24 protein-coding genes are annotated in these 25,444 nt (G+C 49.3%); 15 read left to right on the top strand and 9 right to left on the bottom strand.

Translation table 11 applies throughout. The features are described from left to right. Positions 1-4 precede the first annotated feature (4 nt). The gene (locus EZV61_RS07695) at positions 5-901 is read left to right on the top strand and encodes a chemotaxis protein (protein WP_130566874.1); all 897 of its coding nucleotides are present in this window, start codon (positions 5-7) and stop codon (positions 899-901) included. On the opposite strand, the gene dtd is transcribed toward EZV61_RS07695, so the two are convergent. Together dtd and EZV61_RS07685 are read right to left on the bottom strand one after the other, a co-directional pair. Beyond that, the gene (gene dtd / locus EZV61_RS07690) at positions 898-1,335 is read right to left on the bottom strand and encodes a D-aminoacyl-tRNA deacylase (RefSeq protein WP_114337597.1); all 438 of its coding nucleotides are present in this window, start codon (positions 1,333-1,335) and stop codon (positions 898-900) included. The genes EZV61_RS07695 and dtd overlap by 4 nt on opposite strands. Next, positions 1,332-2,213, bottom strand: coding sequence for a virulence factor BrkB family protein (locus EZV61_RS07685; protein ID WP_114337596.1), 882 nt, complete (start codon positions 2,211-2,213; stop codon positions 1,332-1,334). The genes dtd and EZV61_RS07685 overlap by 4 nt, the downstream gene beginning before the upstream one ends. A gap of 113 nt (positions 2,214-2,326) precedes the next feature. Between EZV61_RS07685 and EZV61_RS07680 the strand changes: the two genes are divergently transcribed. Continuing rightward, on the top strand, positions 2,327-2,554 hold the full coding sequence (locus EZV61_RS07680; protein WP_114337595.1) for a hypothetical protein: 228 nt from the start codon (positions 2,327-2,329) through the stop codon (positions 2,552-2,554). 4 nt (positions 2,555-2,558) lie between these two features. Continuing rightward, a complete protein-coding gene (locus EZV61_RS07675; protein ID WP_114337594.1) occupies positions 2,559-3,203 on the top strand; it encodes a DUF2959 domain-containing protein in 645 nt (214 codons plus the stop codon). 62 nt (positions 3,204-3,265) lie between these two features. On the opposite strand, the gene typA is transcribed toward EZV61_RS07675, so the two are convergent. Then, positions 3,266-5,086, bottom strand: a complete 1,821-nt coding sequence (typA, locus tag EZV61_RS07670) for a translational GTPase TypA (protein WP_114337593.1) — start codon at positions 5,084-5,086, stop codon at positions 3,266-3,268. 455 nt (positions 5,087-5,541) lie between these two features. Here typA and glnA point away from each other — a divergent pair, with 455 nt between their 5' ends. From glnA to glnG, 4 genes are all read left to right on the top strand, one after another. Continuing rightward, the gene (glnA, locus tag EZV61_RS07665) at positions 5,542-6,951 is read left to right on the top strand and encodes a glutamate--ammonia ligase (RefSeq protein ID WP_114337592.1); all 1,410 of its coding nucleotides are present in this window, start codon (positions 5,542-5,544) and stop codon (positions 6,949-6,951) included. A 126-nt stretch (positions 6,952-7,077) separates the two neighbouring features. After that, positions 7,078-7,602, top strand: coding sequence for a DUF4124 domain-containing protein (locus EZV61_RS07660; RefSeq protein WP_114337591.1), 525 nt, complete (start codon positions 7,078-7,080; stop codon positions 7,600-7,602). Between the two features lie 88 nt (positions 7,603-7,690). After that, complete coding sequence (gene glnL / locus EZV61_RS07655; protein WP_240695169.1) at positions 7,691-8,773, top strand: nitrogen regulation protein NR(II); 1,083 nt, start codon at positions 7,691-7,693, stop codon at positions 8,771-8,773. Positions 8,774-8,782: 9 nt separating this feature from the next. Beyond that, positions 8,783-10,201, top strand: a complete 1,419-nt coding sequence (gene glnG, locus EZV61_RS07650) for a nitrogen regulation protein NR(I) (protein WP_114337590.1) — start codon at positions 8,783-8,785, stop codon at positions 10,199-10,201. Between the two features lie 82 nt (positions 10,202-10,283). On the opposite strand, the gene EZV61_RS07645 is transcribed toward glnG, so the two are convergent. After that, complete coding sequence (locus tag EZV61_RS07645; protein ID WP_131414859.1) at positions 10,284-13,685, bottom strand: starch-binding protein; 3,402 nt, start codon at positions 13,683-13,685, stop codon at positions 10,284-10,286. Between the two features lie 398 nt (positions 13,686-14,083). On the opposite strand from EZV61_RS07645, the gene trhA reads away from it, so the two are divergent. After that, the gene (gene trhA, locus EZV61_RS07640) at positions 14,084-14,731 is read left to right on the top strand and encodes a PAQR family membrane homeostasis protein TrhA (RefSeq protein WP_240695168.1); all 648 of its coding nucleotides are present in this window, start codon (positions 14,084-14,086) and stop codon (positions 14,729-14,731) included. A gap of 134 nt (positions 14,732-14,865) precedes the next feature. Here trhA and EZV61_RS07635 read toward each other — a convergent pair whose 3' ends face one another. Beyond that, complete coding sequence (locus EZV61_RS07635) at positions 14,866-16,995, bottom strand: alpha-amylase (RefSeq protein ID WP_114337587.1); 2,130 nt, start codon at positions 16,993-16,995, stop codon at positions 14,866-14,868. A 139-nt stretch (positions 16,996-17,134) separates the two neighbouring features. On the opposite strand from EZV61_RS07635, the gene EZV61_RS07630 reads away from it, so the two are divergent. Further along, positions 17,135-17,602, top strand: a complete 468-nt coding sequence (locus EZV61_RS07630; RefSeq protein WP_114337586.1) for a DUF2780 domain-containing protein — start codon at positions 17,135-17,137, stop codon at positions 17,600-17,602. A 73-nt stretch (positions 17,603-17,675) separates the two neighbouring features. On the opposite strand, the gene msrA is transcribed toward EZV61_RS07630, so the two are convergent. Next, positions 17,676-18,221, bottom strand: coding sequence for a peptide-methionine (S)-S-oxide reductase MsrA (gene msrA / locus EZV61_RS07625; RefSeq protein ID WP_130566868.1), 546 nt, complete (start codon positions 18,219-18,221; stop codon positions 17,676-17,678). A 341-nt stretch (positions 18,222-18,562) separates the two neighbouring features. Here msrA and EZV61_RS07620 point away from each other — a divergent pair, with 341 nt between their 5' ends. Further along, complete coding sequence (locus EZV61_RS07620; protein ID WP_131414858.1) at positions 18,563-19,453, top strand: aspartoacylase; 891 nt, start codon at positions 18,563-18,565, stop codon at positions 19,451-19,453. After that, positions 19,443-19,946, top strand: a complete 504-nt coding sequence (locus EZV61_RS07615; protein ID WP_131414857.1) for a GNAT family N-acetyltransferase — start codon at positions 19,443-19,445, stop codon at positions 19,944-19,946. The genes EZV61_RS07620 and EZV61_RS07615 overlap by 11 nt, the downstream gene beginning before the upstream one ends. Before the next feature lie 17 nt (positions 19,947-19,963). Here EZV61_RS07615 and EZV61_RS07610 read toward each other — a convergent pair whose 3' ends face one another. The 3 genes from EZV61_RS07610 to EZV61_RS07600 form a co-directional block, all read right to left on the bottom strand. After that, positions 19,964-20,578, bottom strand: a complete 615-nt coding sequence (locus tag EZV61_RS07610) for a glutathione S-transferase family protein (protein WP_165419338.1) — start codon at positions 20,576-20,578, stop codon at positions 19,964-19,966. A 129-nt stretch (positions 20,579-20,707) separates the two neighbouring features. Then, positions 20,708-21,586, bottom strand: coding sequence for an endonuclease/exonuclease/phosphatase family protein (locus EZV61_RS07605; RefSeq protein WP_131414855.1), 879 nt, complete (start codon positions 21,584-21,586; stop codon positions 20,708-20,710). Then, the gene (locus EZV61_RS07600; protein WP_131414854.1) at positions 21,586-23,346 is read right to left on the bottom strand and encodes a DUF885 domain-containing protein; all 1,761 of its coding nucleotides are present in this window, start codon (positions 23,344-23,346) and stop codon (positions 21,586-21,588) included. The genes EZV61_RS07605 and EZV61_RS07600 overlap by 1 nt, the downstream gene beginning before the upstream one ends. 185 nt (positions 23,347-23,531) lie before the next feature. Here EZV61_RS07600 and EZV61_RS07595 point away from each other — a divergent pair, with 185 nt between their 5' ends. The 4 genes from EZV61_RS07595 to EZV61_RS07580 all read left to right on the top strand — a co-directional run bounded on the left by EZV61_RS07595 (position 23,532) and on the right by EZV61_RS07580 (position 25,397). Continuing rightward, the gene (locus EZV61_RS07595; protein ID WP_131414853.1) at positions 23,532-23,774 is read left to right on the top strand and encodes a YecH family metal-binding protein; all 243 of its coding nucleotides are present in this window, start codon (positions 23,532-23,534) and stop codon (positions 23,772-23,774) included. Between the two features lie 130 nt (positions 23,775-23,904). Continuing rightward, positions 23,905-24,507, top strand: a complete 603-nt coding sequence (locus tag EZV61_RS07590) for a YhgN family NAAT transporter (RefSeq protein WP_131414852.1) — start codon at positions 23,905-23,907, stop codon at positions 24,505-24,507. Then, entirely contained in the window at positions 24,504-24,815 is a 312-nt protein-coding gene (locus EZV61_RS07585; RefSeq protein WP_131414851.1) for a putative signal transducing protein, read from the top strand. Before EZV61_RS07590 ends, EZV61_RS07585 begins: the two co-directional genes overlap by 4 nt. 3 nt (positions 24,816-24,818) lie before the next feature. Beyond that, entirely contained in the window at positions 24,819-25,397 is a 579-nt protein-coding gene (locus tag EZV61_RS07580) for a YjaG family protein (RefSeq protein ID WP_114337576.1), read from the top strand. The last annotated feature ends 47 nt before the right edge of the window (positions 25,398-25,444 follow it).

Here is a 25,444-nt window from a genome sequence, read left to right as displayed (position 1 = left end):
TGTTATGAACAACCCGCAAGATCGATCGAACCAAGGTTTACTGCAGTTTTTTCTTTCGAACAAACAGCCTTTTGCCATAGCGACATTGAAAGTAAGAGAGATCGTTAACTTTCAAGCTCTGACCCAGTTGCCCCACAGTCACCCAGCTATCCTTGGCGCAACAACATTACGCGATGAAACCATCTCTATCATAGATATGGCGATGGCTATCGGTTATCCGCCGGTCGCAGAGGAAGACCTAAAGAACTGCAGTATTATCGTGACGGAATTCAGCCGTAAACAAACCGGCTTTCTGGTGCGAGGGATCGACAAAATCATCGAAGCCGAGTGGCAAAAAATTGCTGCGCCGCCCGCTAGTTTGGGGGCACAAACCTATATCACCGGCGTGATAAGAAGCGATGCAGGACTTGTTCAAATCATTGATGTTGAAAAGATCTTAGAAGAGATTGAGCCACCGGAAAGCGGCTCAGTCTCAACCGATTACGGCACTGAAGATCTGGCTCCTTTGGCAGATAAGAGCATACTGTTAGTAGATGATTCCCTCGTCGCCAGAAAGCAGATATCTCATGCATTGGATGATGTAGGTGCTTCATATTTTGTTACCAACAATGGCCATGAAGCGTTGGCTTTCTTGCAGGAGATGGCCAATGAGGGTGGCGCGGTAGACATTGTTGTCAGTGATATCGAAATGCCACTCATGGATGGTTACGAACTGACCCGAGAAATTAGACGAGACCCACGTTTGAGTAAAGCCTATGTCATTCTGCATACCTCCCTCTCCAGCACCATCAGTATGGATCAGGCAAAAGATTGTGGTGCAGACAAAGCTTTAACCAAGTTCAATGCCAACGACCTGATCCACACCATGCTGGAAGGTGCACGGCACGGTCGACAAAGTTAAAGTTGCAGTGAGAAGGTAACAGGACCATCGTTTTGTAGGCTGACTTGCATATCTGCACCGAACTGGCCTGTCGCAGTCGTTACACCGAGCTGTCGCAACTGGGTAACGAAACGCTGATAGAGTCGTTCCCCTTCGGCAGGTATCGCAGCGGAGCTAAAGCTCGGTCGCAGGCCTTTTCGCGTATCAGCGGCAAGAGTAAACTGAGAGACGACAAGTATCTCTCCACCGCTTTGCAATAGGCTGAGGTTCATCTTCCCAGCATCATCCTCAAACACCCGATAGTCGATCACCCGACGCGCAAGCTTGTCACAACCACTATCGGTATCACCTTTTTCAACACCTAAAAACAGCAGTAGCCCAGAATTAATCGCCCCAACCGTTGCACCATTAACTTCAACGCGAGCGAACTTAACCCGCTGGATCAGCGCTATCATTCTGCTTCATCATCCTTTTGTTCTGATTCGGCTTCCAACTCGCCAAGCGCTGCAGTCAACTCAGCGCCAAGCAACACAACGCTCCACGCTAAGTAAATCCAGATAAACAGCAAAGGAATCGCAGCAAGTGCACCGTATATCGCCTCATAAGAGGGGAAGTGAGTGACATACAGAGCGAAACCTTTCTTGGTCAATTCAAATAACACAGCGGCCAATACGGCACCTGCGAGGGCATTGCGAAAACGAACAAAGGTGTTCGGCACGAGCGTATAAAGAATAATAAAAGCACAAACGGACAACAGAAAAGGAAGAAAGCGCAACACCGTTGGTAACATGCCGCCAATCGCACTATCACTAAATATTTTTAAGGAAACTAAATAGGAGGTCACGGCAATACTAGAGCCGATGAGAACAGGCCCTAAGGTCAGCACCATCCAGTAGATAGAGAAGGAGATAATCGTCCTGCGCCCCCCAGATATCCGCCAGATACGATTCAGTGTCTTATCGATAGCGGATATCAATAGCAGCGCCGCAGCGACCAAAAAGCCTATCCCGATCGCGGTCATTCGCTTGGCATTCTCTGCGAAACCGGTCAGATGCTGACGTACCGCGTCACCAGACGCGGGGACAAAGTTATTAAATACAAAGTCTTCAATTTGCCCCTGCACCGACTGAAACACCGGAAACGCAGAAAACACAGAGAAGGTCACAGCAACCAGAGGAACCAGAGACAACAAGGTAACGTACGCAAGATAGCCCGCCACCATAGTGATCTCATCTTGCTGGATCCGCTTTCGAATATGTAACAACAGAGTGACTGCCTTGTCGACATACGCTCGCAGCGATTGGATCAATTCTTTACGATTAATCGGTTGCATACCCTTGCCATCTCCTATCGTAGGAGTCTAAAGTCTTAGCTGTTAGTCATATACAATAGCAAATTCAGACGGTTAATAATCTACTTAACGGTCACAGAACGTAAGGAGCTTTTATGTCAGGTCAAGGATCAGGAGGCAATGTACTTGCCGCTATCTGTAGTTTTTTTATTCCCGGATTAGGCCAATTGGTTCAAGGACGCATTCTGGCCGCACTGCTGTTCTGTGTCTTTATCTTTGCCGGTTATGCAACCGCGTGGTTGATTGTGCCGGGCATCATCGCATTAGTCCTGCACATCTGGTGCATCGTTGACGCCGCCATGTTCAAAGCCAGTGGCGAGTAAGCAGATGACGATATTTAAAGCCCTTTGTCTAACTTGTTGTTCCCTGCTTTTTGTCTGTGGGTGTGAATCAACCTATTACGCCACCATGGAGCAGGTGGGTGTGCACAAACGCGACATACTTAAAGACCGTGTCGAAGAAGCTAAAGAGGCGCAAGGTGAAGCGCAACAGGAGTTCAAAGATGCGTTAGAGCAGTTCTCCGTGCTGGTCAATTTTGATGGTGGTGAGCTGCAGGATATGTACGAGCAGACAGAAGACGCCTACGAAAGCAGTGCCGATGCAGCAGCAGAAGTCACAGAGCGTATTGATGGCATAGAGACAGTTGCAGACGCTTTATTTGATGAGTGGGATGACGAGTTAACACAATATACTAACGCCAATCTCAAACAACAAAGCGCGCAAAAACTTAAAGCAACCAAACGCCAATACACTAAGTTACTCAAATCCATGCGTCGTGCCGAAAGTAAAATGGCGCCGGTGCTCGCTGCACTTAAAGACAACACGCTTTATTTGAAGCATAACCTTAACGCGCAGGCTGTGGGTTCACTGAAGGGTGAGTATCAACGAATAAAGAAAGACACCGATCTTTTGATATTAGAGATGAACAAAGCGATCTCTGAATCTGAAGCATTCATCGCCACGCTAAAATAGGCATGAAAGCAAAAAAAAGGGTAACCATTCGGCTACCCTTCTAACTCCACCAACGCTGCTACTTATTCAGCAACGTTGCGTGCAGCACGCTTACGTTCATTTTCTGTTAACAGCTTCTTACGCAAGCGGATGTGATTAGGCGTCACTTCAACCAGCTCATCGTTGTCGATAAACTCCAACGCTTGCTCAAGTGTCATCTTAATTGGCGGACTCAATACCTGCGCTTCATCCGTACCAGACGCACGAACGTTGGTCAGCTGCTTACCTTTCAACACATTCACCGTCAGGTCGTTAGAACGGTTATGAATACCGACTAATTGGCCTTCATACACTTCGGCCGCATGCTCAGTAAATAAGCGTCCACGCTCCTGCAGGTTAAACAGTGAATAGGTCAACGCTTTACCTGTCGCATTGGAGATCAAGACGCCATTCATCCGCTGACCAATAGTGCCACCTTTATGTGGACCATAGTGATCAAAGGTGTGATACAGCAAACCTGAACCAGAGGTCAGAGTCATAAACTCGGTCTGGAAGCCAATCAAGCCGCGACTAGGGATGATGAAGTCCAAACGCACGCGCCCCTTACCATCAGGCTGCATGTTGGTCATCTCAGCTTTACGCAAGCCAAGTTGCTCCATCACTGAACCCTGATGAGGCTCCTCAACATCAACCGTCATAGTTTCAAACGGTTCTTCTAACTGACCATCGACTTCACGCAAGATAACTTCTGGACGCGATACGGCCAGCTCGTAACCTTCTCGGCGCATGTTTTCAATAAGGATCGCCAAGTGAAGCTCACCACGACCAGACACACGAAACTTATCCGGATCCGGCATCTGCTCTACACGCAGTGCAACGTTATGAACCAGCTCTTCTTCCAGACGGTCAAGGATGTTACGTGACGTGACATATTTACCATCCAAGCCAGCAAACGGAGAGGTGTTTACCTGGAAAGTCATGGTCACTGTTGGTTCATCAACACTGAGCGGTGGTAATGCTTCAATCGCACTCGGATCGCACAGAGTGTCAGAGATCTTAAGTTCACCAAGACCTGTGATAGCGATGATGTCACCAGCAGCAGCATCTTCGACTTCATGTCGCTCTAATCCAAGATAGCCCAGTACCTGGCCCACTTTACCATTGCGCTGCTTACCGTCAGCACCAACGATAGTTACCTGTTGATTTGTCTTAACGCGGCCTTTGGTTATGCGACCAACACCGATAACACCAACATAGCTAGAGTAGTCCAGCTGTGAAATCTGCATCTGGAACGGCGCATCCTGAGTCGCTTCTGGGGGGGCAACCTTTTCGACGATAGTTTCAAACAGCGGCGTCATATCATCACTGGCGTCGTCCACTTCTAACGTGGCAAAACCATTAAGAGCTGAAGCATAGACAATCGGGAAATCTAGCTGCTCATCAGTGGCACCTAAATTATCAAACAGGTCAAATACCTGATCGATAACCCAGTCAGGACGAGCACCTGGGCGGTCAATTTTGTTAACAACGACAATCGGCTTGAGTCCCTGAGCAAACGCTTTTTGCGTTACAAAGCGGGTTTGCGGCATGGGGCCATCAACAGCATCAACCAATAGCAGTACAGAATCTGCCATTGACAATACGCGCTCAACCTCACCACCGAAGTCAGCGTGTCCAGGAGTATCGATGATATTAATATGATAGTCGTTCCAATGGATGGCGGTGTTCTTAGCCAGGATCGTGATCCCACGCTCCTGCTCCAACTCGTTGGAGTCCATCACACGCTCACCATGATTGGCACGTTCGTTAAGGGTACCCGACTGCGCTAACAGCTTATCAACCAAGGTAGTTTTACCATGGTCTACGTGGGCAATAATGGCGATATTACGTAGCTTCTCGATCACCTGAGGCCTTCCATCTAATAAGGGTGGTCTTTACAAAGGGCGCCTATTGTATAGGCGACGTGACTTAAATCCCATTTTTTAATCGTGCAAAAGATAGTCAAAAATGGATATTTTGCATGAATAATCAATATTTCCTTTATAAACAAAGGGTTAAAAATCACCTTTGATATTTATTTTTATAAACGGCAATCAACTTGAAAGAAGTTAGATTTCTCACTAACCAAAAGTGTGATATCTGTATACCCCTCTTTACGTTATGGGATATAGCACCAGATTGGCACTATGCATCATGGTGGTGCAGAGACGCACAATTACAGTGCAAACTCTATCACCTTTAGATCCCAGAAAAGTAAATTAATTGTTTTAAAACAGCCACATAATATAGTGGCACGAATTTCGCTTTTGAAGCGCAAGCTTCAATATATCTAAACATTGACACCGGAGGATGAACTAGGATGTCAGTCGCAAATGTTCTCGAACTGATTAAATCAGAAGAAGTAAGATTCATTGATCTGCGTTTTACCGACACAAAAGGTAAAGAGCAGCACGTGAGTATCCCAGTAAGCCAAATCGACGAAGAATTCTTCGAAGAGGGCAAGATGTTCGATGGCTCATCGATCTCTGGCTGGAAAGGCATTAACGAATCAGACATGGTACTGATGCCTGACGTATCAACTGCGGTATTAGACCCATTCTCAGAAGAGTCTACGTTAATCGTCCGTTGCGACATCTTAGAACCAGATACATTGGCTGGCTACGACCGTGATCCACGCTCTGTTGCCAAACGTGGTGTTGAATACCTGAAGTCAACTGGCATTGCCGACGATGTGTTCATCGGTCCTGAGCCAGAATTCTTCATGTTTGATGATGTTCGCTTCCACACCGACATGAGCGGTAGCTTCTATAAGTTAGATTCAGAAGAATCTAAGTGGAACAGCGGTAAAGAATATGCAGACGGCAACCTGGGTCACCGCCCAGGCGTAAAAGGCGGTTACTTCCCTGTACCTCCTGTAGATTCAGGTCACAACATCCGCTCAGCAATGTGTATCGTGATGGAAGACATGGGCTTGGTTGTTGAAGCTCACCACCATGAAGTTGCTACCGCTGGTCAGAACGAAATCGCATGTAAGTTCAACAGCTTGGTTGAAAAAGCTGATGAAGTTCAGATCTACAAGTATGTCGTCCACAACGTGGCGCACCTGTATGGTAAGACTGCGACCTTCATGCCTAAGCCAATCGTTGGTGACAACGGTTCAGGCATGCACGTTCACCAGTCTTTGAGCAAAGGCGGAGAAAACATCTTTGCTGGTGACAAGTACGGCGGTCTGTCGCAAGAAGCGCTGTGGTACATCGGTGGTATCATTAAGCACGCTCGCGCGATCAACGCATTCGCGAACGCTTCAACCAACTCTTATAAGCGTTTGGTTCCAGGCTTCGAAGCTCCTGTTATGCTGGCATACTCTGCACGTAACCGTTCTGCTTCTATCCGTATCCCTGTGGTACCGAGCCCGAAAGCACGCCGCATCGAAGTTCGTTTCCCTGATCCAACTGGTAACCCTTACCTGTCATTCACAGCGATGTTGATGGCTGGCCTAGACGGAATTAAGAACCAGATCGATCCAGGCGAAGCAATGGACAAAGATCTATACGACCTGCCAAAAGAAGAAGCGTTGGCCATCCCAACTGTTGCTGCTTCACTGGAAGAAGCTCTGGCTGCACTCGATGCTGACCGTGAGTTCTTGACTGCTGGCGGCGTAATGAGTGATGACAGCATTGACGCATACATCGCGTTGAAGCAAGACGAAGTTGAGTTGCTGAACTCAACGACTCACCCTGTAGAATTCGACATGTACTACAGCGTGTAAGTAAGTTGACCATCCTCACAAAAGCCCACTGAAAAGTGGGCTTTTTTTTCGACAGCGCTTTTTGATGGTGACAAACTAGTCGATCCCAAATATAGTAAGAGATATGTAGGAAAAAGGTGAAAAGTTATGGTCGTAAAACGCATCGCCTTGCTCTTGTGTCTGTTAGGTGCAGCAACCGCTCACGCGGGTAAACTCTACACATGGAAAGACGCTAACGGTGTCGTCCACTACTCAGATAAACCAGTGCAAGGGAACAAAGCACAGCAGGTGCAACCTAAGGTTGGCACTAATGTGATCCCTCGATTGAATGATGGTGTTATCGAAACGAATAAAGGCCCGGAAGGCAAAACTTCGTTCAAGGTATCTATTCGTTCGCCCCACAATGAAGCTACAGTCCGTGACAACATGGGCCGGCTTTCTGTCGTTGGTCAGGTCGAACCTGAGATCCAAGATGGCTACAGCTATCGTCTTAAAGTCAATGATCAAGTACTAGGCACATCTGAAGATGAACCAGTATTTCATTTGATGAATGTTAATCGCGGCGAACATAAATTAAAGTTAGAACTGCTAGATCAAAGAGGCAAGGTTATTGCATCCTCCCCGGTACGGATCATTTATCTGCACCGCGCCTCGGTATTACAAGCTCGCTAAGCACAAGGAAAGTGCAGCAAGCTGAGTAAAGTGCTAGAGTGCAGGTGCATTCGCACCAAATTGGTGCGACACATGGGGAAGACGCACCGTGCTCTCACAGCAGAACGGATCACATCAGAACGCCTTGTCAGGGGTGACAACCACCCTGCTAGATGTTCTCAGCACCGCTATTATTCTTCTCGATCACCACTTGGTCATTCGTTACATCAATTCGGCGGGCGAACAATTACTTGAACAAAGTTCGCGTCGGCTGATTGGCGAACCGCTACCTAAGCTATTTGAACACCTCTCTCTCGATATCCAGCTGATCAACGAGACACTGACCCTTGGCAATAGCTTTACAGACAGCGACGTCTCAATGGTTAAACAAGATGGCATCCACATCGCTGTTGATGTCACGGTCTCTCCTTTTGAACGCGGCGACCAACGCTATGCGCTACTCGAGCTTAAGCAGATCGATCAGCAAAAGAAAATCAGCCATGAGCTTTATCAGGCCAGCCAACAACAAGCAGCAAGGGAGCTCGTCCGAGGCTTAGCTCATGAAATTAAAAACCCGCTAGGTGGGTTAAGAGGCGCGGCGCAGCTACTGGAAAAAGAGCTACCAAGCCCAGAGCTAAAAGAGTTTACCGGCGTGATCATAGAGCAAGCTGATCGGCTTAGAAATCTAGTCGATAGGCTGCTTGGACCACAACGCCCCTCTACCCATAAGTCCCATAATATTCATATGGTGCTAGAGAAAGTTTGCCAATTAGTGAACATGGAAGGCTTAGATCAGTTAGTCGTCAACCGTGACTATGATCCAAGCTTACCCGATATCGAAATGGATCCAGAACAGCTCGAGCAAGCTGTTCTGAATATCGTTAAGAACGCCGTTGAGGCGATGCATGGCAAAGGCACAATCAACGTTTCAACCCGTTCAGCCAGCCAGATAACTCTGAACGGCGAACGCTACAGACTGGTTGCCGAAATAAAAATCACAGACAACGGCCCTGGTATCCCTCCAGCCCTGCAAGACACTCTGTTCTACCCCATGGTGACAGGAAAGGCTGACGGGACAGGGCTTGGCCTCTCCATTGCACAAACATTGATCACACAACACAAGGGCCGCATTGAATGCATTAGCTGGCCCGGACACACCGAATTCATTATTCACCTGCCAATCAGGAAATAAGGGAGCAGTATGACTGACGCACAGGTTTGGATCGTCGATGACGATAGTTCAATTAGATGGGTACTTGAACGCGCTCTCGCAGCAGCAGAAATTAATGTAAGTAGCTTTGAATCAGGCGAGGATGCGCTGCAACAGCTTCGCTATCAGACCCCAGATGTCGTTCTGTCTGACGTGCGCATGCCAAATATGGATGGCCTGACGCTGTTAGACAGGATCCATGATGTCGGGTCGGATATTCCCGTGATCATCATGACTGCACATTCTGATTTGGATAGCGCGGTTTCGGCCTACCAAAGTGGTGCATTCGAATATCTGCCGAAGCCCTTTGATATCGATGAGGCTGTCGCTTTGGTGCAACGCGCCATCACCCACAGCCAAGAAAATCGCCGCAGTCGCCGTCGCCGAGAAGTTGAAATACCAGAAACCGAGATCATAGGTGAAGCACCCGCCATGCAAGAGGTGTTTCGCGCTATCGGTAGGCTCTCTCGCTCCTCAATTAGCGTTCTCATCAATGGTCAATCAGGTACGGGTAAAGAACTCGTTGCGCAAGCGCTGCATCGGCATAGCCCACGTTCTGACGAGTCTTTTATCGCATTAAACATGGCGGCAATACCTAGAGATCTGATTGAATCAGAGCTGTTCGGCCACGAAAAAGGTGCTTTTACCGGGGCCAATACGGTCCGTCAGGGGCGCTTTGAGCAAGCCAACAATGGCACACTGTTTCTCGATGAGATCGGCGATATGCCGCTGGATATTCAGACTCGCTTGCTGCGAGTACTTTCTGATGGCCAATTCTACCGTGTCGGCGGCCACTCACCGATAGAAGTTGACGTGCGCATTATCGCCGCGACTCACCAAAACCTGGAAGAGTTGGTGCGGCAAAACAAATTTCGTGAAGATCTGTTCCATCGCTTGAACGTAATTCGTGTGCACCTGCCACCACTGTGTGAGCGCGGCACCGATGTCGGCCAATTGGCCAAGTACTTTTTACGTAAAGCTGCTGAAGAGCTTGGTGTTGAAGCGAAGACGCTGGCAACAGATACCGAAACTTATATGTGTCAATTGCCATGGCCAGGTAACGTTAGGCAGCTTGAGAATACCTGTCGCTGGCTGACCGTGATGGCCTCGGGACAAGAGGTGCTGATCTCTGATCTGCCGCCAGAACTGCAGCAGTTACCTCCACCTGTCATCAGCGACGGCGAAGCCCCAGCTGCACAAACCTGGCAACAATCGCTCAATCACTGGGCTGAACAGCAATTGGCGACAGGTCGTATAGACATACTCAATGATGCATTACCGGAGTTCGAACGAGTCATGCTGAGTACGGCCTTACGCCACACTGGCGGACACAAGCAGGAAGCGGCCAGGCGTCTTGGCTGGGGGAGAAACACCCTAACCCGTAAACTCAAAGAGCTAGATATGAGTTAGTCTCTGTTACTAGCATAAAAAAATGGCCTCAGTTGAGGCCATTTTTTGTTTCAATCTTTAGCCCCTGCGAAGGGGCTTTAAATTAAGGATGAGCGCAGGTATCTGTCCAACCTTCAACCGCATCGAAACAGCCATTAGCATCTCGATACAGGTTGTCAGTTTGAGCACCAGAACCACCGTCTGCCGCATCATTGAAGATCAAGTCGACGGCACGTACGCCATCGGCAAACTGGTAACGGAACCAACCATCGCCAGCATCTTCCATGGTATAGCCAGGCCAGCTTGCTGGAGCACCTTCAACACCCCAGTAGTAAACCTGAACAGCAGTCCAAGCATCTGGCTTCTTAAACCAAACTTCGATGCCTGGCAGCACGCAAGTATCAACCCATGCGCCATCAATGTAACAACCGTCACCTTCACGGAAACTGTCAGTCGTCTGCTCACCAGCACCGTTATGGAACAACATGTTGGAACCAGTGACACCATCTTCAAATTGGTAGCTGAAGAAACCACCGCCCAAAGATGACATCAGCAGTCCAGGCCAATCTGTCGATGACGAAACACCCGCAGATGCCCAGTAGTGAACATAAGCTTCAGTCCAAGTTTCCGGCGCCTTGTAGTAAACCGTAATTCCCGGTTCCAATGCAGGCTCACCACAAATATCTTGCCACTCGTTTACGACATAACATCCATCCTGCTCAGCAAACAGATTTTCTGTTTGTGATGCGCCATCGTTAAAGATGATGTTCGCAGACGTTGCATTCAGCGGGAAGCTGAAGCTATATGAACCATCAGCTTCTGCGGTCATCGGAACACCTGGCCAATCAACGGCAGGCGCGTTGGCAGCATCCCAATAATAGATGTTAACGTCACTGCCCCAACCGGCTGGAGGAACAAATCCAAGCTCAAGGCCTTTTACCGGTGCAACGCAGTTGTCGTCCCACACATCGGCGACGTAGCAGGCATCTGTATCGTGGTATAGATTCGCAGTCTGATTGCCGCTGTTGTCATTGAAGATCATATCGGCAGCGCCCACGTTCACAGGGAACTGGAACGTATACCAGCCATCACCAACTAACTCGGCTTGAACACCTGGCCACGCACTGTTGTCTGCAGGGGCTGCATTCCAATAATGAACGTGGATATCATCGCCCCACTCAGCAGGCTTTTTGAAATGAACAGTCATGCCAGGAACAGGCAAAGCACAACTGTCGCTCCAGTTGTTATTCTCGAAGCAAGCATCACCGTCGGCAGTCAAGTTTTGAGTTTGCAGCCCTTGGCCATCATTAAAGATGATGTTGGCAGCTGTCACACCGTTCTCAAACTCGAACTTGTACCAATCGTCGCCCATGTGCTCCATAGCAGCACCTGGCCAGTCAACGGCTGGCTGAGGGTCTGCAGACCACCAGTAGACATTGGCGCCGACCCAATCAGTAGGCTTCTTCAACCATAAAGTCATGCCTTCCTGCACACCTTTCTCAACGGTGGTCTCTGCACTGCTTTGACTGCCGTTGAAGTTATCTACCGTGGCACGGAAGGTGAACTGGGTGCCATCTTCATAAGAAGAAACGTCATAATAGACTTGGTACTCAGGGGTGTAGTCAACGCCAAGAGACTCGAAATCACCTTCATTAACACTGACTTCGAAAGACACGTTGTACAGAGGCAAGGCTTCCGCGTCGATCCCTTCTAGCATGGCATTAACGTTTACACGGTGAGATACCTTGCTACCGTCAGCAGGTGCAGCGATAGTCAGCGTCGGCGCTTCAGCAGCATACTCGATCAGATCGTCAGCACGATAAACCACGGTGCTAAACGGCTCCACTGTCACATCAATCAGGTTTTCACCGTTGGCGGCAAGCTCTGTACCTTTCTGTGGCCAAACCTGACGATAAGTAGCACTGGTTGCGGCCAGGCTCACTGATTTTTCTTCTGCAGACGTGTTCAACACGACCAAATATTCACGTGGCGTTTCAGTTTCAACGCGCGAGAATGCAAAAAGACCAGCTTCACCTTCACTGTAGCGAACAAACTGCTTACCGCGACGCAAAGCAGAATGCTTCTTAGAAAGTTTGCTCAGCTTTTTGATTTGACGATAAAGCGGATGACGGCGATCGAAGTTATCATCGGCAGGTGTTGCGTCAGTACCGATCTGCGTCAAGGCTTGATAATCAGGTGTTTGCGAAGGCATCATGTCTTCACGTGCACCGGTATCACCGCCCAAGCCTGTGAAGCCCTGCTCATCACCGTAATAGACAACTGGAATACCACGGCTAAAGAACAAGATCTCGTTTGCGAGTTTTGCTCTAGCAAGACGCTCTTCTTCTGTGGCTGTCGGGTTTTCCTGATCGATGTGGAAACCGATACGGCCTACATCATGGTTACCAGCAAAGTTCATCAACAAACCAGCATGGCTATCAGCATCAGTGTAGTAATCATCTTGGCTGAACAACCAAGCCAGACCATCTGTCGCCTTATTAGAAGCTACAGTGTCTTTAATCTGGAAATACAAACCAAAATCGAGAACTGATGGCAATTTGCCTTCGGTAGTAAAGGTACTCAATACCTTAGGATGACCTTCAAATACTTCACCGAAGATAAAGAAGTTCTCAATGCCTTCAGCATCAGCGTGATCCATGATCTCTGGCGTCCAGTCAGCCCAGAACGGCATATCAACGTGCTTCACTGTGTCGACACGGAAACCATCAATTTTGAACTCGCTGATCCAACCTTTGAAGATATCTTTCATACCCGCCAACACATCTGGGTGCTGCGTGTTGATATCATCCAAACCTAAGAAGTCACCATAGATGGCCGACTCACCAGACCAGGTGCTATCACCCTGGTTGTTGTATAGCTCTACATTGTTAAGCCAAGCAGGAACCTTCACATCTTCCTGACCTGCAGGAATAAAGGTGGTGTATTGGCCATCAGCGCGGTTTTTATAAGGGCAAGTGTCCAAACCTTCTAGCAAATAGCCATCGGCATCATGACACTCTTCATACTTGATAACGTCAGCAGTGTGGTTGATGACGATATCAAAAAAGACTTTCATATCACGCTTTTTGGCAAGACGGATCAGCTGCTTCAGCTCATCGTTACTGCCCCAGTGCGGATCAATCTGGGTGTAATCTGTGGTCCAATATCCATGGTAGCCAGCCGATTCACCTTGAACAGCCTGGTTTTTGAATACTGGCGTCAGCCAAAGTGCAGTGATCCCCATATTGTCGAGGTAAGATAGCTTCTCTATCAAACCTGCAATGTCACCACCGTGATAGTAACGAATATCTGAAGGATCAAACCCTGTCTGTGAGCGATCACCACTCAGTCCACCAAGGTCATTGTTAGAATCACCGTTTTGAAAACGGTCGGGCAATACGAAATAAAACACTTCGTCTTCGATTTGCCTATCTTGTTTACAACCAGCCATAGACATGACTGCGCCAGCCATACACAAGGCTGCCAGGCTCTTTTTAAAGATCATCGCCTTACAAACTCCTTTTATTACAAATATCCGGTACAACACCCGTTTTGAGTGCTAACTACGCAAATAAACAAGTATCCGGCTGATGACGATAATCATCTAAGCCTAATTCTCTGAATCTGAATAGATTAACATCGACGGTCAAAACAATGGCAGATTAATTTCACATTTTTGTTACATTGGTGGTCAAACCAGCCTACAACAAATGATAACGATACCATTACGGCGTTTGTGGATTGACTGCAGCTGTTCCCAGCAGTGCCTATGCCGCCTGACGTCACGGAAAATAAATTCTATTGTCACTGCCCACCCTGTAGCGACAAAACGAAAACACTGTGCACAGATAAACTTTGAGCGTACACTTGTACGCTCAAAGTTTTGTACGGCAGATCTTATTCGTGAGCGACACCCAATACAGTCCGGCAGAAGAGTTGGCCAACACAGTTACCCACCTTATAGGCGCCCTGCTCGCGGTCGCAGCCTTGGCAATGATGATCAACGTCTCATTGGCTCAGCACGATCCTTGGCGACTGACGTCGAGCTTGGTTTATGGCATCAGCCTGTTAACCCTTTTTGCGTCATCTTCGTTCTATCACGCAATATCCTTCCCTAGGCTCAAAAGCCATCTAAAACTGTTAGATCATTGCGCCATCTACCTGCTGATCGCCGGTACTTATACCCCTTTTCTACTGGTCAGTTTACGAGGATGGATAGGTTGGACCCTGCTAGGCACCATATGGAGCCTGGCCATTGCCGGTTTAGCGCTAAAAATAGGCTTTGGTAATCGATTTAAGGCGTTGCGGGTTGGCAGCTATATATTAATGGGTTGGCTGGTAGTGATTGCCGGTGCCCCCCTTGCCGACGCAATTGGCCGTGGAGGTATGATCTGGCTGGTTGCCGGTGGCCTTTGTTATAGCCTTGGTGTCATCTTCTATCTCAATAAAAAAATGAGATTCAGTCACAGCATCTGGCACCTGTTTGTTTTAGGCGGCAGTATCTGCCACTTTTTTGCCATTTGGTATTACGTGCTAGCCGAGAGCAATTGACCCTTTCTGTCACAATCCAAACAATGGACACTTTGCAGCTGATGCCAACCTCACTAGCTGACTTTTTCCGCAAACAGAAAAGGGGCTCATATGAGCCCCTTTAACTAACGTTTCTTACAACTCATAACAAAGCGTTATTTCTTTTCACCTGCGTAGACAACCACAACGCGGTCATCACCTTTGACTCGGCTAAACGCATAGGGCTGTTCACTGAGCATTTTATGCTCACCCGCGCCCACAGCCACGTGGTTGTTACGGAACTGACCAACCTTCTGCCAGTGAGCCACCAGCGCTGCGCGATCCCCCTTAAGCTGATCCCAGTTCATAAATGAACGGGTCGGAGAATCAAACGCGTCGCTCATAGGTCCCGCTGGACGCCCGCTCTCATCGCCGTAATAAATCTGAACACCACCCGGCATCAATAGCAGGCCATTGGCGGCGCCTTTCTGCAGCTCCAGGTTCTCATAACGCTGGAAGAACAGCTTGGTATCATGACTAGAGATATAGGTCAGCAGGTTAAAGTCTGGGTCGGTATTAATATCTTTAGCATAAGTTGCATACAGATCTTCATTCTGATTAATACACTGCGCACCTTTCACCGCCTGCATTTCACCGGCGTAATCAAAGTTAATCAGGCTATCCATACCGTGGTCGAAGTAGAAATCCTTGTAAGCGCCATGGTGCCAAACTTCACCGACCATCCAGAACGGCTTGTCATCAATCGCCTTATCCGGGTTCTCAGCTTTCCACTCAGCCAAGGCTTTGGTCGCAGAGTCTTTTAACTTAGTCCAGACTTCAGCTTCAACGTGCTTTACCGTATCAGCGCGGAAGCCATCGATACCATACTTGCGAACCCAGGTGGTATGCCATTCCACCAGGTAATCAACCACAGTGTAGCCTTCACGCTCCACTGCACGTGTATCCGGCTTGTTCTTCAGGATCGGTGGCAAACCGACATGCTTTTCGCTTTCGGTCAAAAAGTCAGGTAGGCCAGCCAAGTTCATGGTGATGTCATCGCCACCCGGTGCGGTGTACCCAGCCATACCACTGCGCACCCAATCTGGTCCCCACCATTTCTCAGCCCACTCGCTGGAACCCCAGCGGATATAGTTGTTGTAACGATGCCAGTTCTGTCCCTTCTTCTCATCCGGCACCCAATCAGTCCACTGATCTGGCACTGGCGCGTTTGGCGCTAACGCATTGATGTCGAATGTTTGCATGTCATCTAGGGTTGGATAGCCGGCATGGTTCATTACCACATCGATGACAACGCGAATTCCGCGTTTATGTGCTTCCGTCACTAGGCGCTCAAGATCTTCATCGGTGCCGAAGTTTGGATCCAAACGGGTAAAATCCAACGCCCAATAGCCGTGATAGCCATAGAATGGGAAGCTGCCCTTCTCACCACCGCCGATAAAACCGTGGATCTGTTCGACAATCGGCGTTAACCAGATAGCGTTCATACCCAGTTCCTGGATGTAATCCAGCTTCTCGATGATGCCTTTGATGTCGCCGCCCTGGAATGTACCCGTCTCCAACTTACCGTCTTTCTTCCGGTTAAATGGGTAGTCGTTGCTGGTATCACCATTATTAAAGCGGTCTGTCATGATGAAATAAACAGACGCATTATCCCAATCGAAATCGCTGGGCTTGGCTTTCGCAGGCTCAAGCAACAGCAGGCCGCCGCTCTCCTTGCTAGGTTGCATCGAGACTTTACCGCCCGCAACCTCTGCGGTTTGCCCGGAGTAAAAATCTTTTACCAGTTCACCGTCTTTAAAAACGCTACTGACATTAACTTCGACGGCATTGCCATCCCAGGTTCCGCAATCAACTGCAGGCGGCTTACGCACCACAGCGACTTTCTTCGGCTTACGCATTACGCTGATCGCATTGCCGCTGTCAGCTTTAGTGTCTAAGGTGAACTCATACTCACCAGGGAAGAGAATGCGAATAGAAAAATCGGTATCAGTCGCACAATCCGACACTGGCACAGGGGTTTTGAATTTGATCTTTTCGGCGGCTTCAGGACCAAATGACGTTCCGCAGGAGAACTCTTTATCCGCTAAGCGGAAATGGTAAGTACCCTTCTCCAACTCTACCGTTGCTTTGTACTTGCCTTTGCCTTTGAATTTAGCGCGATTCTCCGCTGCATAATCATGTTCAGCGATACGCAGGAAGATAGGTGTTTTTATAATCGCCTGGGCACTAGGCACCAGCAACGACGTGACAAGCGCCGCAAGCGCTAGTTTTTTCGGAGCGAACATAAGCGAGTTCCGTTAGCTAATAAAAATTAAACCCGATTTTATACGCAATTTTTATCAAAAAGTCTTATAGCTAAATCACGTTAGGTGGTTAACCTTTCCTGTACTAGGCTTAAAACGTATTTTCCAAGGAGGACATTCCATGCTCAAACGCACATTAAAAATCAGTTTATTTACACTTTTCATTCTATTACCCGTGTTTCAAAGCCATGCAGCGGATAACCCGCTGGTTGGCATGATCACGCAACAGCTGGGCGTCAGTCAGGATCAAGCCACCGGTGGTTTAGGTGCCCTACTCTCCTCTGCCCAACAGGGAATGTCCGGTGATGATTTTGCCGCCCTGACCGATGTCATTCCTGATATGAGTAGCCTGCTGTCGGCAGCTCCTTCACTGGAAGGTGCTGCAGGTGGTGGCGGTGGCCTCGCGTCAATGGCAACCGACATGCTTGGTGATAGTGCAGGCAGCGATACCATCGCCCTCACTCAGGCTTTCGAGAGCCTTGGACTGGATTCAAGCATGGTCGGTCAATACAGCAAAATACTGCTCGACTTTGTTAATTCAGAAGGGGGGAACGCACTGATGCAGTCCCTTAAATCGGCGCTGCTTTAAGCCCCAAGCAGAAATGACAACGGCAGCGAAGATCGCTGCCGTTATTTGTTTAGCCCCTATCTCTGCATCAGTACTAGCGCAGCCTTGATGCAAATCTTTGTTTGAATTTCGCCACTTTAGGCGCCACAACCAAAGAACAGTACGGCTCGTGGCCGTGCATGGAAAAATACTGCTGATGATAATCTTCTGCGGGATAAAATACCGCCAACGGTACCAACTCAGTCACGACAGGATCATCCCATTCAACCGCTTGCTTCTGGATCTCTGCCGCCGCTAACTGTTGCTGTTCGTCATCATGAAAGAAAATGGCGGATCGATACTGACTGCCGATATCCTCACCTTGACGATTAAGTGTCGTTGGATCATGGATGGTAAAAAACACTTGTAACAGTGTCGCGTAACTAATGACTGCGGGATCAAAAACAATCTGTACAACTTCCGCATGGCCTGTGTCACCGGTGCACACGGCTTTATAGCTGGGATGCTCCACGCTGCCGCCGGAATAACCCGACGTCACCAGCTTCACCCCTTTTAGTTCGGTAAAGACCGCCTCAAGGCACCAAAAACAGCCCCCTGCCAATGTAGCGATTGATGAGGGAACCTGACTCTGCTCTGTCATTACGTATTACACCTTAAATATTAGCGCTTAAGTTGTTGTTGCCATCACCAAAGACACGGCAACACAAAGCTGATTTATCATTAAATTACTGACGGGAGCCGCCATGGTTAACAAACTGATACGGATTAAGTTTAACTGAAGATCGCGACATAGACAGCAGGTGATAGAGAACGGAACACATTCCTGTAACCCGCCAACAATCAGTTGTCCGCCTTAATCAGCATCACCCGAGTCACCCCACAATTTTTTTAGCCATTGTGACTGCATACCACTTCGCGACCACCGCTCTCCTTGCTAGACTGCCTCATCCAGCATAAGAGCTTGAGTGAAAGGTGGCGTGAGTGAGCGAAATTAACAAGGTGACGATTGTCGGTGGCACCCACGGTAATGAGTTTACCGGTGTCTATTTGGTTAAAAAGTGGCAACAGCAGCCAGCAGAGGTTACGCGCAGCAGCTTTACCACGTCGACCTTGTGGGCAAATCCGAAAGCGCATGAACAAAACAAACGCTATTGCGATCAGGATCTCAACCGCCAGTTTACCCGAGCCCAACTGGACGACGTCAATCTAGTTGGCTATGAGCAGTCCCGCGCCAAGATCATTGACGCAGAACTTGGCCCGAAAGGTGATGCAAAGTGCGATTTCGTTATCGATCTGCATACCACCACCAGCAACATGGGACCCTGCTTACTCCTCACCCAGCAAGGCAAGATCTACCGGCAGCTAGCGGCTTACGTCAAAATGCAGATGCCGGAAGCGGTAATCTTTAGAGATGAAGATCATCTCTCCGCAGCCCAGCATCACCTGCTAGCCACCGTGGGTACCTATGGTGTCATCGTTGAAGTCGGCCCGGTGCCACAATCAGTGATCCGTCAGGATGTGCTGGAACAAAGTGCCGAATTAACCCGCCATATTCTCGATTTCATCGAACACTGCAACTTAGGCACTTTGCCCTCGCTGCCGCAACAGGTTAAAGGGTATCGTTATCTAGAAAGCATCAAGTTACCGGTTGACGCCAACGGGCAGCGTTTAGGTATGGTGCACAATCATGTACAAGATAACGACTTCAAGCCGCTCCATCCGGGAGACCCGTTGTTTATGACCTTCGCCGGTGAAACCATCACCTATCAGGGCGCTGACACCGTCTATCCGGCATTTATCAATGAAGCGGCTTATTACGACAATAACCTCGCCATGTCATTGTTAGAAAAGGTCGTCATCGATGTTGAATAAGCCAGACTCATCACTGCGTGTAGTGATTGCCGATTACCGCGATCCGACGCAAGGCGAAGCACTGCTGCAACTTCTGAACGAATACGCGATGGATCCCATGGGTGGTGGCGCCCCCATCACTGCTCATACACGAGCAAACCTCCTCCGCTCACTGGCCAACGAGCCACAAGCGGTGACATTTTTGGCTGAACTAGACGGCAAATATGTAGGGTTAGCAAACTGCTTTTTTGGCTTTTCTACTTTTGCTTGCGCCAAGTTGATAAATATCCACGATTTTGCCGTTTCACCAGACGTACGTGGCCAAGGCATAGGTCAAGCTTTAATGGCGGCAGTGGAAAATCATGCCAGAGCGCATGGCTGTTGCAAGGTCACACTCGAAGTGCTTGAAGGCAACAAGGTGGCGCAGCGCTTATACCGGCGCTGCGGCTTTGCTGGATACGCCCTAGACCCAGAGGCGGGTCAGGCAATGTTCTGGGATAAAAAGCTGAATTAGCCGCTGAAAGCCTTCGCTCAAGCGTTCACATCGGCGGTAAAAACCTCTGCTTTTGCCGCCGCACTGCGCTGTTTTAACCGGGTTAAGTAGTACTCAAGATTATCGAAGCCTGCGAGCTGATCTCGCCGATCTAACAAACCAAGCAACTGCCCCACGACGATATCCGCGACAGTAAAGCTATGCCCTACCAGATAGTCTTGGCCGACTAGCTCGGTATCCAACGCTTGCAACAGACGCTTAAGCTTTACCACAGCTGTTCCCGCCTGGTTTTTCGTGACAAATACCTGGCTCACAGCCGCATCTAACGTGCTTAGTCCAAACATCAAATAGCTCATACAGCGGCTGCGCCCCAACTTATCGTTAGGCAACAGTTCATGGGCTGGTGTATTCGCCAACAAGTGCAAGATAATGGCCCCAGACTCATGCAACACCAGCTCACCATCTTCCCATACAGGTACCAGGGCAAACGGATTGCGTGCCACGAAGTGTGGTTGTTGATGTTCACCTTTGGCGTGATCCAGTACCACTTCATGATATGGAACGCCTAGTTCATACAACAGCCAACGTACACGGGCTGAGCGATCAAAACGAGCAAACGAGTAGAGAGTAGGCAGTGAGTCTGTTTGGGTCACAACTTGCACATCCGATGGCAATGACAGCTCTAAGCTAACCAAGCTTGATCATGACTGCAAGTGTTTGCCAACCATCAAAGCCACAGATCACACGGATTGATTAATGAACCAGAGCAAACACAGCGATCATCAATGGGCGGGCGGCGCCGGTTTTAACCGAAGCTCGACCAGCAAACCGTTATGGTCGGAACTATCTGAGACATAAGATGCAGCCTGCTCAACCTCGAAGCCTCGAAGCCAAAGCTGATCAATAGCAAAACCAAATATCCGTGTACGTCGATCTGGCATGGGTCTCACCGCCCGCAACTGCAACGGTTTCAGGGTCTGCCCGATGCGATCGATACGTTCCTGGCGCCAGCTATTGAAATCGCCAGCCACGATCACCGGGCCACGATGCTGCTTAACCAAGGCGGCAAGTAGATCTAGCTGCTGCTGATATGCCTCAAGCTCCCAAACAAAATTGATCCCATGTAGATTCACCACCAGCAGCGACTGGCCATCATGAAGTGGATAACGATTGGCTAGTAGTGATTTCGGTACGCCGATCCAAGGCTCTGCGGTGCGCATCCCGCAAACTGCGCTAGGGCTGACCACGGCACTGGTCATCACGCCAGCGGCTAACTGATTATAAGTAAAAGCCTGTAACAGGAGTGACGGCCTTTCGCCAAGGATGGGAGCCAGTTCAGCTCGTGCAACAACCTCCTGAAGTAGCAACAAGTCGCGTTGTGCGGTTAGTTCGGCCAACTCCTGCTGCCAGCCGGGTTGCTCCAATTTATAGCTATTCCACACCGCAACGCGGAGCAGCGGGCCAAGGGTTTTGCGTGAGGTCTGCATTGGCGCGGCGGCTTGCAATAACTGCCGCTCCGGCAAGCCTTCGACGCAATCACTCAACGCCTGGTGCGGTCGGTCCGGCTGCCAGTAACTCAACCCCTCCGGCACCTCGATATTAGCCAAACCACTAAGCACCCAGAGGATCAAAGTACTAATAATGGCTTGCAACGCGCTCACTACTGAGCGCCCTGGTGGGAGATATAGGCAGCCACCTGTTGTTCCAGCTGCTGTAAGGTGACCGCACCATTGGCAAGCAAAGCGTCATGGAATGTACGAATATCAAAACGCTCACCCAATGTCAGCTCAGCCTCCTTACGCAGCCGCTTTATCGTTAACTCACCAATTTTGTATGAGAGTGCTTGCGCCGGCCAAGAGATATAGCGATCCACTTCAGTACGGATATTGTGCTTGGATAAAGCGGTATTCACTTCCATATATTCAATCGCCTGATCACGGCTCCAACCCATGGCATGGATCCCGGTATCAACGACTAAACGGCAGGCGCGCCAAGCCTCATAGCTAAGACGGCCAAAACGCGTATAAGGGTCCTGATAAAATCCCATCTCTTGCCCTAACCATTCAGAGTATAAACCCCACCCTTCACCAAAGGCTGAGAGGTACAGATGACGCCGGAACTCGGGCACACCCTCCATCTCCAGAGCCAGTGCATTTTGCAGATGATGGCCTGGCACCGCTTCATGCAGGGTGAGCGCCTCTAATACATAAAGCGGGCGCTTGTCTAAAGCATGGGTGTTAACCCAATAGTAACCGGGGCGATCATCACCGCTGGGGCCAACATAACGACCCGTGGTGTATTTAGGCGCAATATTCGCAGGTACCGGCTCTACACCATAGGTGCGACGCGGTAGGGTATTAAAAAACGCAGGCAACGCCGCGTCGGCCTTTTTTGCCAACCAAGCGGCATAATGCAGCAACTGTTCCGGGGTTTTGGCGTAGAACTGCGGATCAGTGCGGAGAAACTCGATGAACTCAGCCAGCGAGCCAGAAAAGTCGGCATCCCGCATCACCTCACCCATTTCACTGCGAATACGCGCCATCTCCTGCAAGCCCAACTGGTGTATCTCTCCCGCCCCCATATTCGTGGTGGTGTAATAGCCGATACGATTGGCGTAGTACTGATCGCCATTTTCCAATGCGCTCACGGCTAAGGTGTCACGCGTCGCGGGCTGATACTCCTGCATAAAAAACGTCAAATAGTCACGATAGGCAGGCATGACTGCCGTTTTGACCAACTGTCTTGCCCGCAGTTTAAGAGCCGTGAGTTGTTCGACAGGAAGATCGAGATCCAATGTTTTCAGGGGTTGGTAGAAGTCACTCTCTACCGGATCATCAACAATGAATGCAGAAATAGTGGTTTCATATCCGGTCAGCACCGCCTTTGGCACTGTGCGCCCAGTCGCTATCCCTTTGCGCATCCAATCAATATTCTGCTGAAAATAACGGGGGATCTCAGCCAGTCGAGCCAAATAGTCCTCAACCGCCTGCACGCTGTCCATTGTGGTCATAGAGGGAAGGTGAGCAATGCCCGCATGAAAGCCATACTCTGAGGTCAACGGCATCATCTGTGCGTTGAAACGTAGCTCATCGATCTCGTTCTTGATGGCATACTGCATCAACCGCAGGTTAATCCTATCCTCGGATTGCAGTTCCGCCGACTCAGCCAGTAAATTGAACTGCTCATAGTAATCGGTCAACTTAGTACGGTGCGCAGCCAAAGCTTGCGGGGAAAGATCGGGGAGACGATCGGCACCAAGAGCACTACCGGAATAGCTTGCTAGCAGGGGATCTTGTTCAAGTCGGTACTGCCACACCTGCGCCAATAACTGCTGCAACTCCTGCTGCTCTGGTGCAGGCGCATCGCCAGTGTCACTGCAACCGGCAAACCACAATGCACACAATATAATTAAAAAACGCATCACTTTGGCTCTCTTTCTCAACTAAAAACGACGTTTCCGCCCTGTTTATTGCCCATGACTATACCGTAACCACGCCTTTGTTACTCCCTACCACGGCGATCAACCTTTAGCGGATTGCGCGAAATCAACACCATTGAGTAACGACACCGCCATACTGTTTGCTATTGCAGATATGGAATACCGATATGACCTCAATACATGGCCACAAAGTGCTGGAACTAATCTTGTCAAGCGCCCCCAATCAGTCCCTCACTGAGCTGAGACAATTAGTGATTAATAACTTCGGCACGGACGCCATCTATCACACCTGCTCTGAGTCCGATATGGATCTGGATAGCTTGCTAGCCTTCTTTGTTGCACGAGGCAAAGTGGCAGGTGACGATGGCGCGCTAAATGTCGATGAAACCAAGATCTGCCAACACCACTAACACCAGTCCTGCTAACTTTACAAACAGCTCGATCTCCGCTTGTCATACAGGCGGGTAAGCTGGCTCGCCTGTGATATACTGAACCTCCTACAAGCTCCTGCTTTTTAATCGTTTTTAGAGGCTTCCTTCGATGGATACGCTGTCGGCAGCGGTGACGCTGTTTCTAATCATGGATCCTTTGGGCAATCTGCCCATTTTTCTCTCGGTATTGAAGAATATCGAGCCTAAACGCCGACGCGCGGTGCTGATACGCGAGCTGGTGATCTCTCTGGTGATCATGATGCTGTTTCTGTTTGCTGGCAGTAGCATTCTTGATTTTCTGCAATTGACCCAAGAGTCGGTGAGTATTGCCGGCGGTATCATTCTGTTTCTTATTGCGTTGAAAATGATCTTTCCGCAGCCTGGAGGCGTAACGGGATTAGCTGTTGGCGAAGAGCCGTTTATCGTGCCGTTAGCAATTCCCTTAATCGCTGGCCCATCGATATTGGCAGCCTTGCTGCTATTGGCCCATCAAGATCCGAATCGCATGGTCGATTGGTCACTGGCACTGATCGGAGCCTGGACAGTCAGTTCTTTGATTCTACTGTTCTCCGGCCTGTTCCATCGTATGCTTGGCGAACGCGGCCTCACAGCAATGGAACGACTAATGGGGATGTTATTGGTAATGATTTCAGTGCAGATGTTCCTGGATGGCATCTTTGCCTACTTCGCCCACATGGATGCTGCAGGATGAGTGCATTAATGCGCCTATACCAAGCAGCAAATGCGCTAGAGGCAAATCTGCTGAAGGGGATGTTACAAGCCGAAGGCTTCGACATTCAGCTCAGAGGCGAAAACCTCGCCGGGGCAGCGGGCGAACTGCCACTGTCGGTACAACAGGTCGATCTGTTCATCGTAGAAAAAGATTACCAAGATGCTCTGCGCTTGCTTAGTCGCTACGAGGGCAACAGCAAGACCGAATGGTTCTGCCACCACTGCGGTGAGAAAAATGGTAGCAATTTTGAACTCTGCTGGCAGTGTGGCCAGCCGAAATCGGAGTAATTCATGGCGAGTACGGCACAACTTAACCAACAACTACGTGAGCTGACACCATGGCAACAGCTGGCTTTCTCAGCTTGTCTGAGTGAACGCATGCTACCTAACTACCTATTATTCAGTCATGCGGTTGAATGGGGAGACGGCAACATCCTCAGGAACAGTATGAATGCGGTATGGGATGCCCTACGCAGCAAAACCACCCAGTTTAATCACGAACGGTGGCAAGAAAAATTAGCTGACCAGATCCCCGATCCTCAGCAATTCGACATGTATGGTGTTTGGCCCGCACTCGACGCCACTACCGCACTGGACACGCTATTTTGCCAATTTGCCGAGCCCAGTAGTCCGGCAGTGGTGGAGATCAGCCGCCTCAGTCGCCACACCGTAAAACAATACATTCAGCTCAGCGAAGGCGAAGAGGTTGATCTGAAAAACCACCCTTTGATGCAGTTTGAGTTTGAATATCAAGGTGAATTGGCTGAGTGGTTAAGCGACAGAGCGCCGACACAAAAAACTATCGCCGCCTTGCGGGAAGCATTTCTCACCCCGCTGGAGTCCAACTTGGGCTTGAGCCAGGAGGAATGAAACATTTCGTTGCAATTATTGCCCATAGCAAGATTGCCAGTCACTAG

It is taken from the genome of Corallincola luteus (genome assembly GCF_004336975.1).
GTDB lineage: Bacteria > Pseudomonadota > Gammaproteobacteria > Enterobacterales > Neiellaceae > Corallincola > Corallincola holothuriorum.
This window is presented reverse-complemented; position numbering and strand designations above follow the sequence as displayed.

Coding starts and splice junctions, on each gene's coding strand:
- EZV61_RS07695 (WP_130566874.1), top strand. CDS start 5: ATGAACAACCCGCAAGATCGATCGAACCAAGGTTTACTGCAGTTTTTT.
- dtd (WP_114337597.1), bottom strand. CDS start 1,335: ATGATAGCGCTGATCCAGCGGGTTAAGTTCGCTCGCGTTGAAGTTAAT.
- EZV61_RS07685 (WP_114337596.1), bottom strand. CDS start 2,213: ATGCAACCGATTAATCGTAAAGAATTGATCCAATCGCTGCGAGCGTAT.
- EZV61_RS07680 (WP_114337595.1), top strand. CDS start 2,327: ATGTCAGGTCAAGGATCAGGAGGCAATGTACTTGCCGCTATCTGTAGT.
- EZV61_RS07675 (WP_114337594.1), top strand. CDS start 2,559: ATGACGATATTTAAAGCCCTTTGTCTAACTTGTTGTTCCCTGCTTTTT.
- glnA (WP_114337592.1), top strand. CDS start 5,542: ATGTCAGTCGCAAATGTTCTCGAACTGATTAAATCAGAAGAAGTAAGA.
- EZV61_RS07660 (WP_114337591.1), top strand. CDS start 7,078: ATGGTCGTAAAACGCATCGCCTTGCTCTTGTGTCTGTTAGGTGCAGCA.
- glnG (WP_114337590.1), top strand. CDS start 8,783: ATGACTGACGCACAGGTTTGGATCGTCGATGACGATAGTTCAATTAGA.
- EZV61_RS07645 (WP_131414859.1), bottom strand. CDS start 13,685: ATGATCTTTAAAAAGAGCCTGGCAGCCTTGTGTATGGCTGGCGCAGTC.
- EZV61_RS07635 (WP_114337587.1), bottom strand. CDS start 16,995: ATGTTCGCTCCGAAAAAACTAGCGCTTGCGGCGCTTGTCACGTCGTTG.
- EZV61_RS07630 (WP_114337586.1), top strand. CDS start 17,135: ATGCTCAAACGCACATTAAAAATCAGTTTATTTACACTTTTCATTCTA.
- msrA (WP_130566868.1), bottom strand. CDS start 18,221: ATGACAGAGCAGAGTCAGGTTCCCTCATCAATCGCTACATTGGCAGGG.
- EZV61_RS07615 (WP_131414857.1), top strand. CDS start 19,443: ATGTTGAATAAGCCAGACTCATCACTGCGTGTAGTGATTGCCGATTAC.
- EZV61_RS07600 (WP_131414854.1), bottom strand. CDS start 23,346: ATGCGTTTTTTAATTATATTGTGTGCATTGTGGTTTGCCGGTTGCAGT.
- EZV61_RS07595 (WP_131414853.1), top strand. CDS start 23,532: ATGACCTCAATACATGGCCACAAAGTGCTGGAACTAATCTTGTCAAGC.
- EZV61_RS07590 (WP_131414852.1), top strand. CDS start 23,905: ATGGATACGCTGTCGGCAGCGGTGACGCTGTTTCTAATCATGGATCCT.
- EZV61_RS07585 (WP_131414851.1), top strand. CDS start 24,504: ATGAGTGCATTAATGCGCCTATACCAAGCAGCAAATGCGCTAGAGGCA.
- EZV61_RS07580 (WP_114337576.1), top strand. CDS start 24,819: ATGGCGAGTACGGCACAACTTAACCAACAACTACGTGAGCTGACACCA.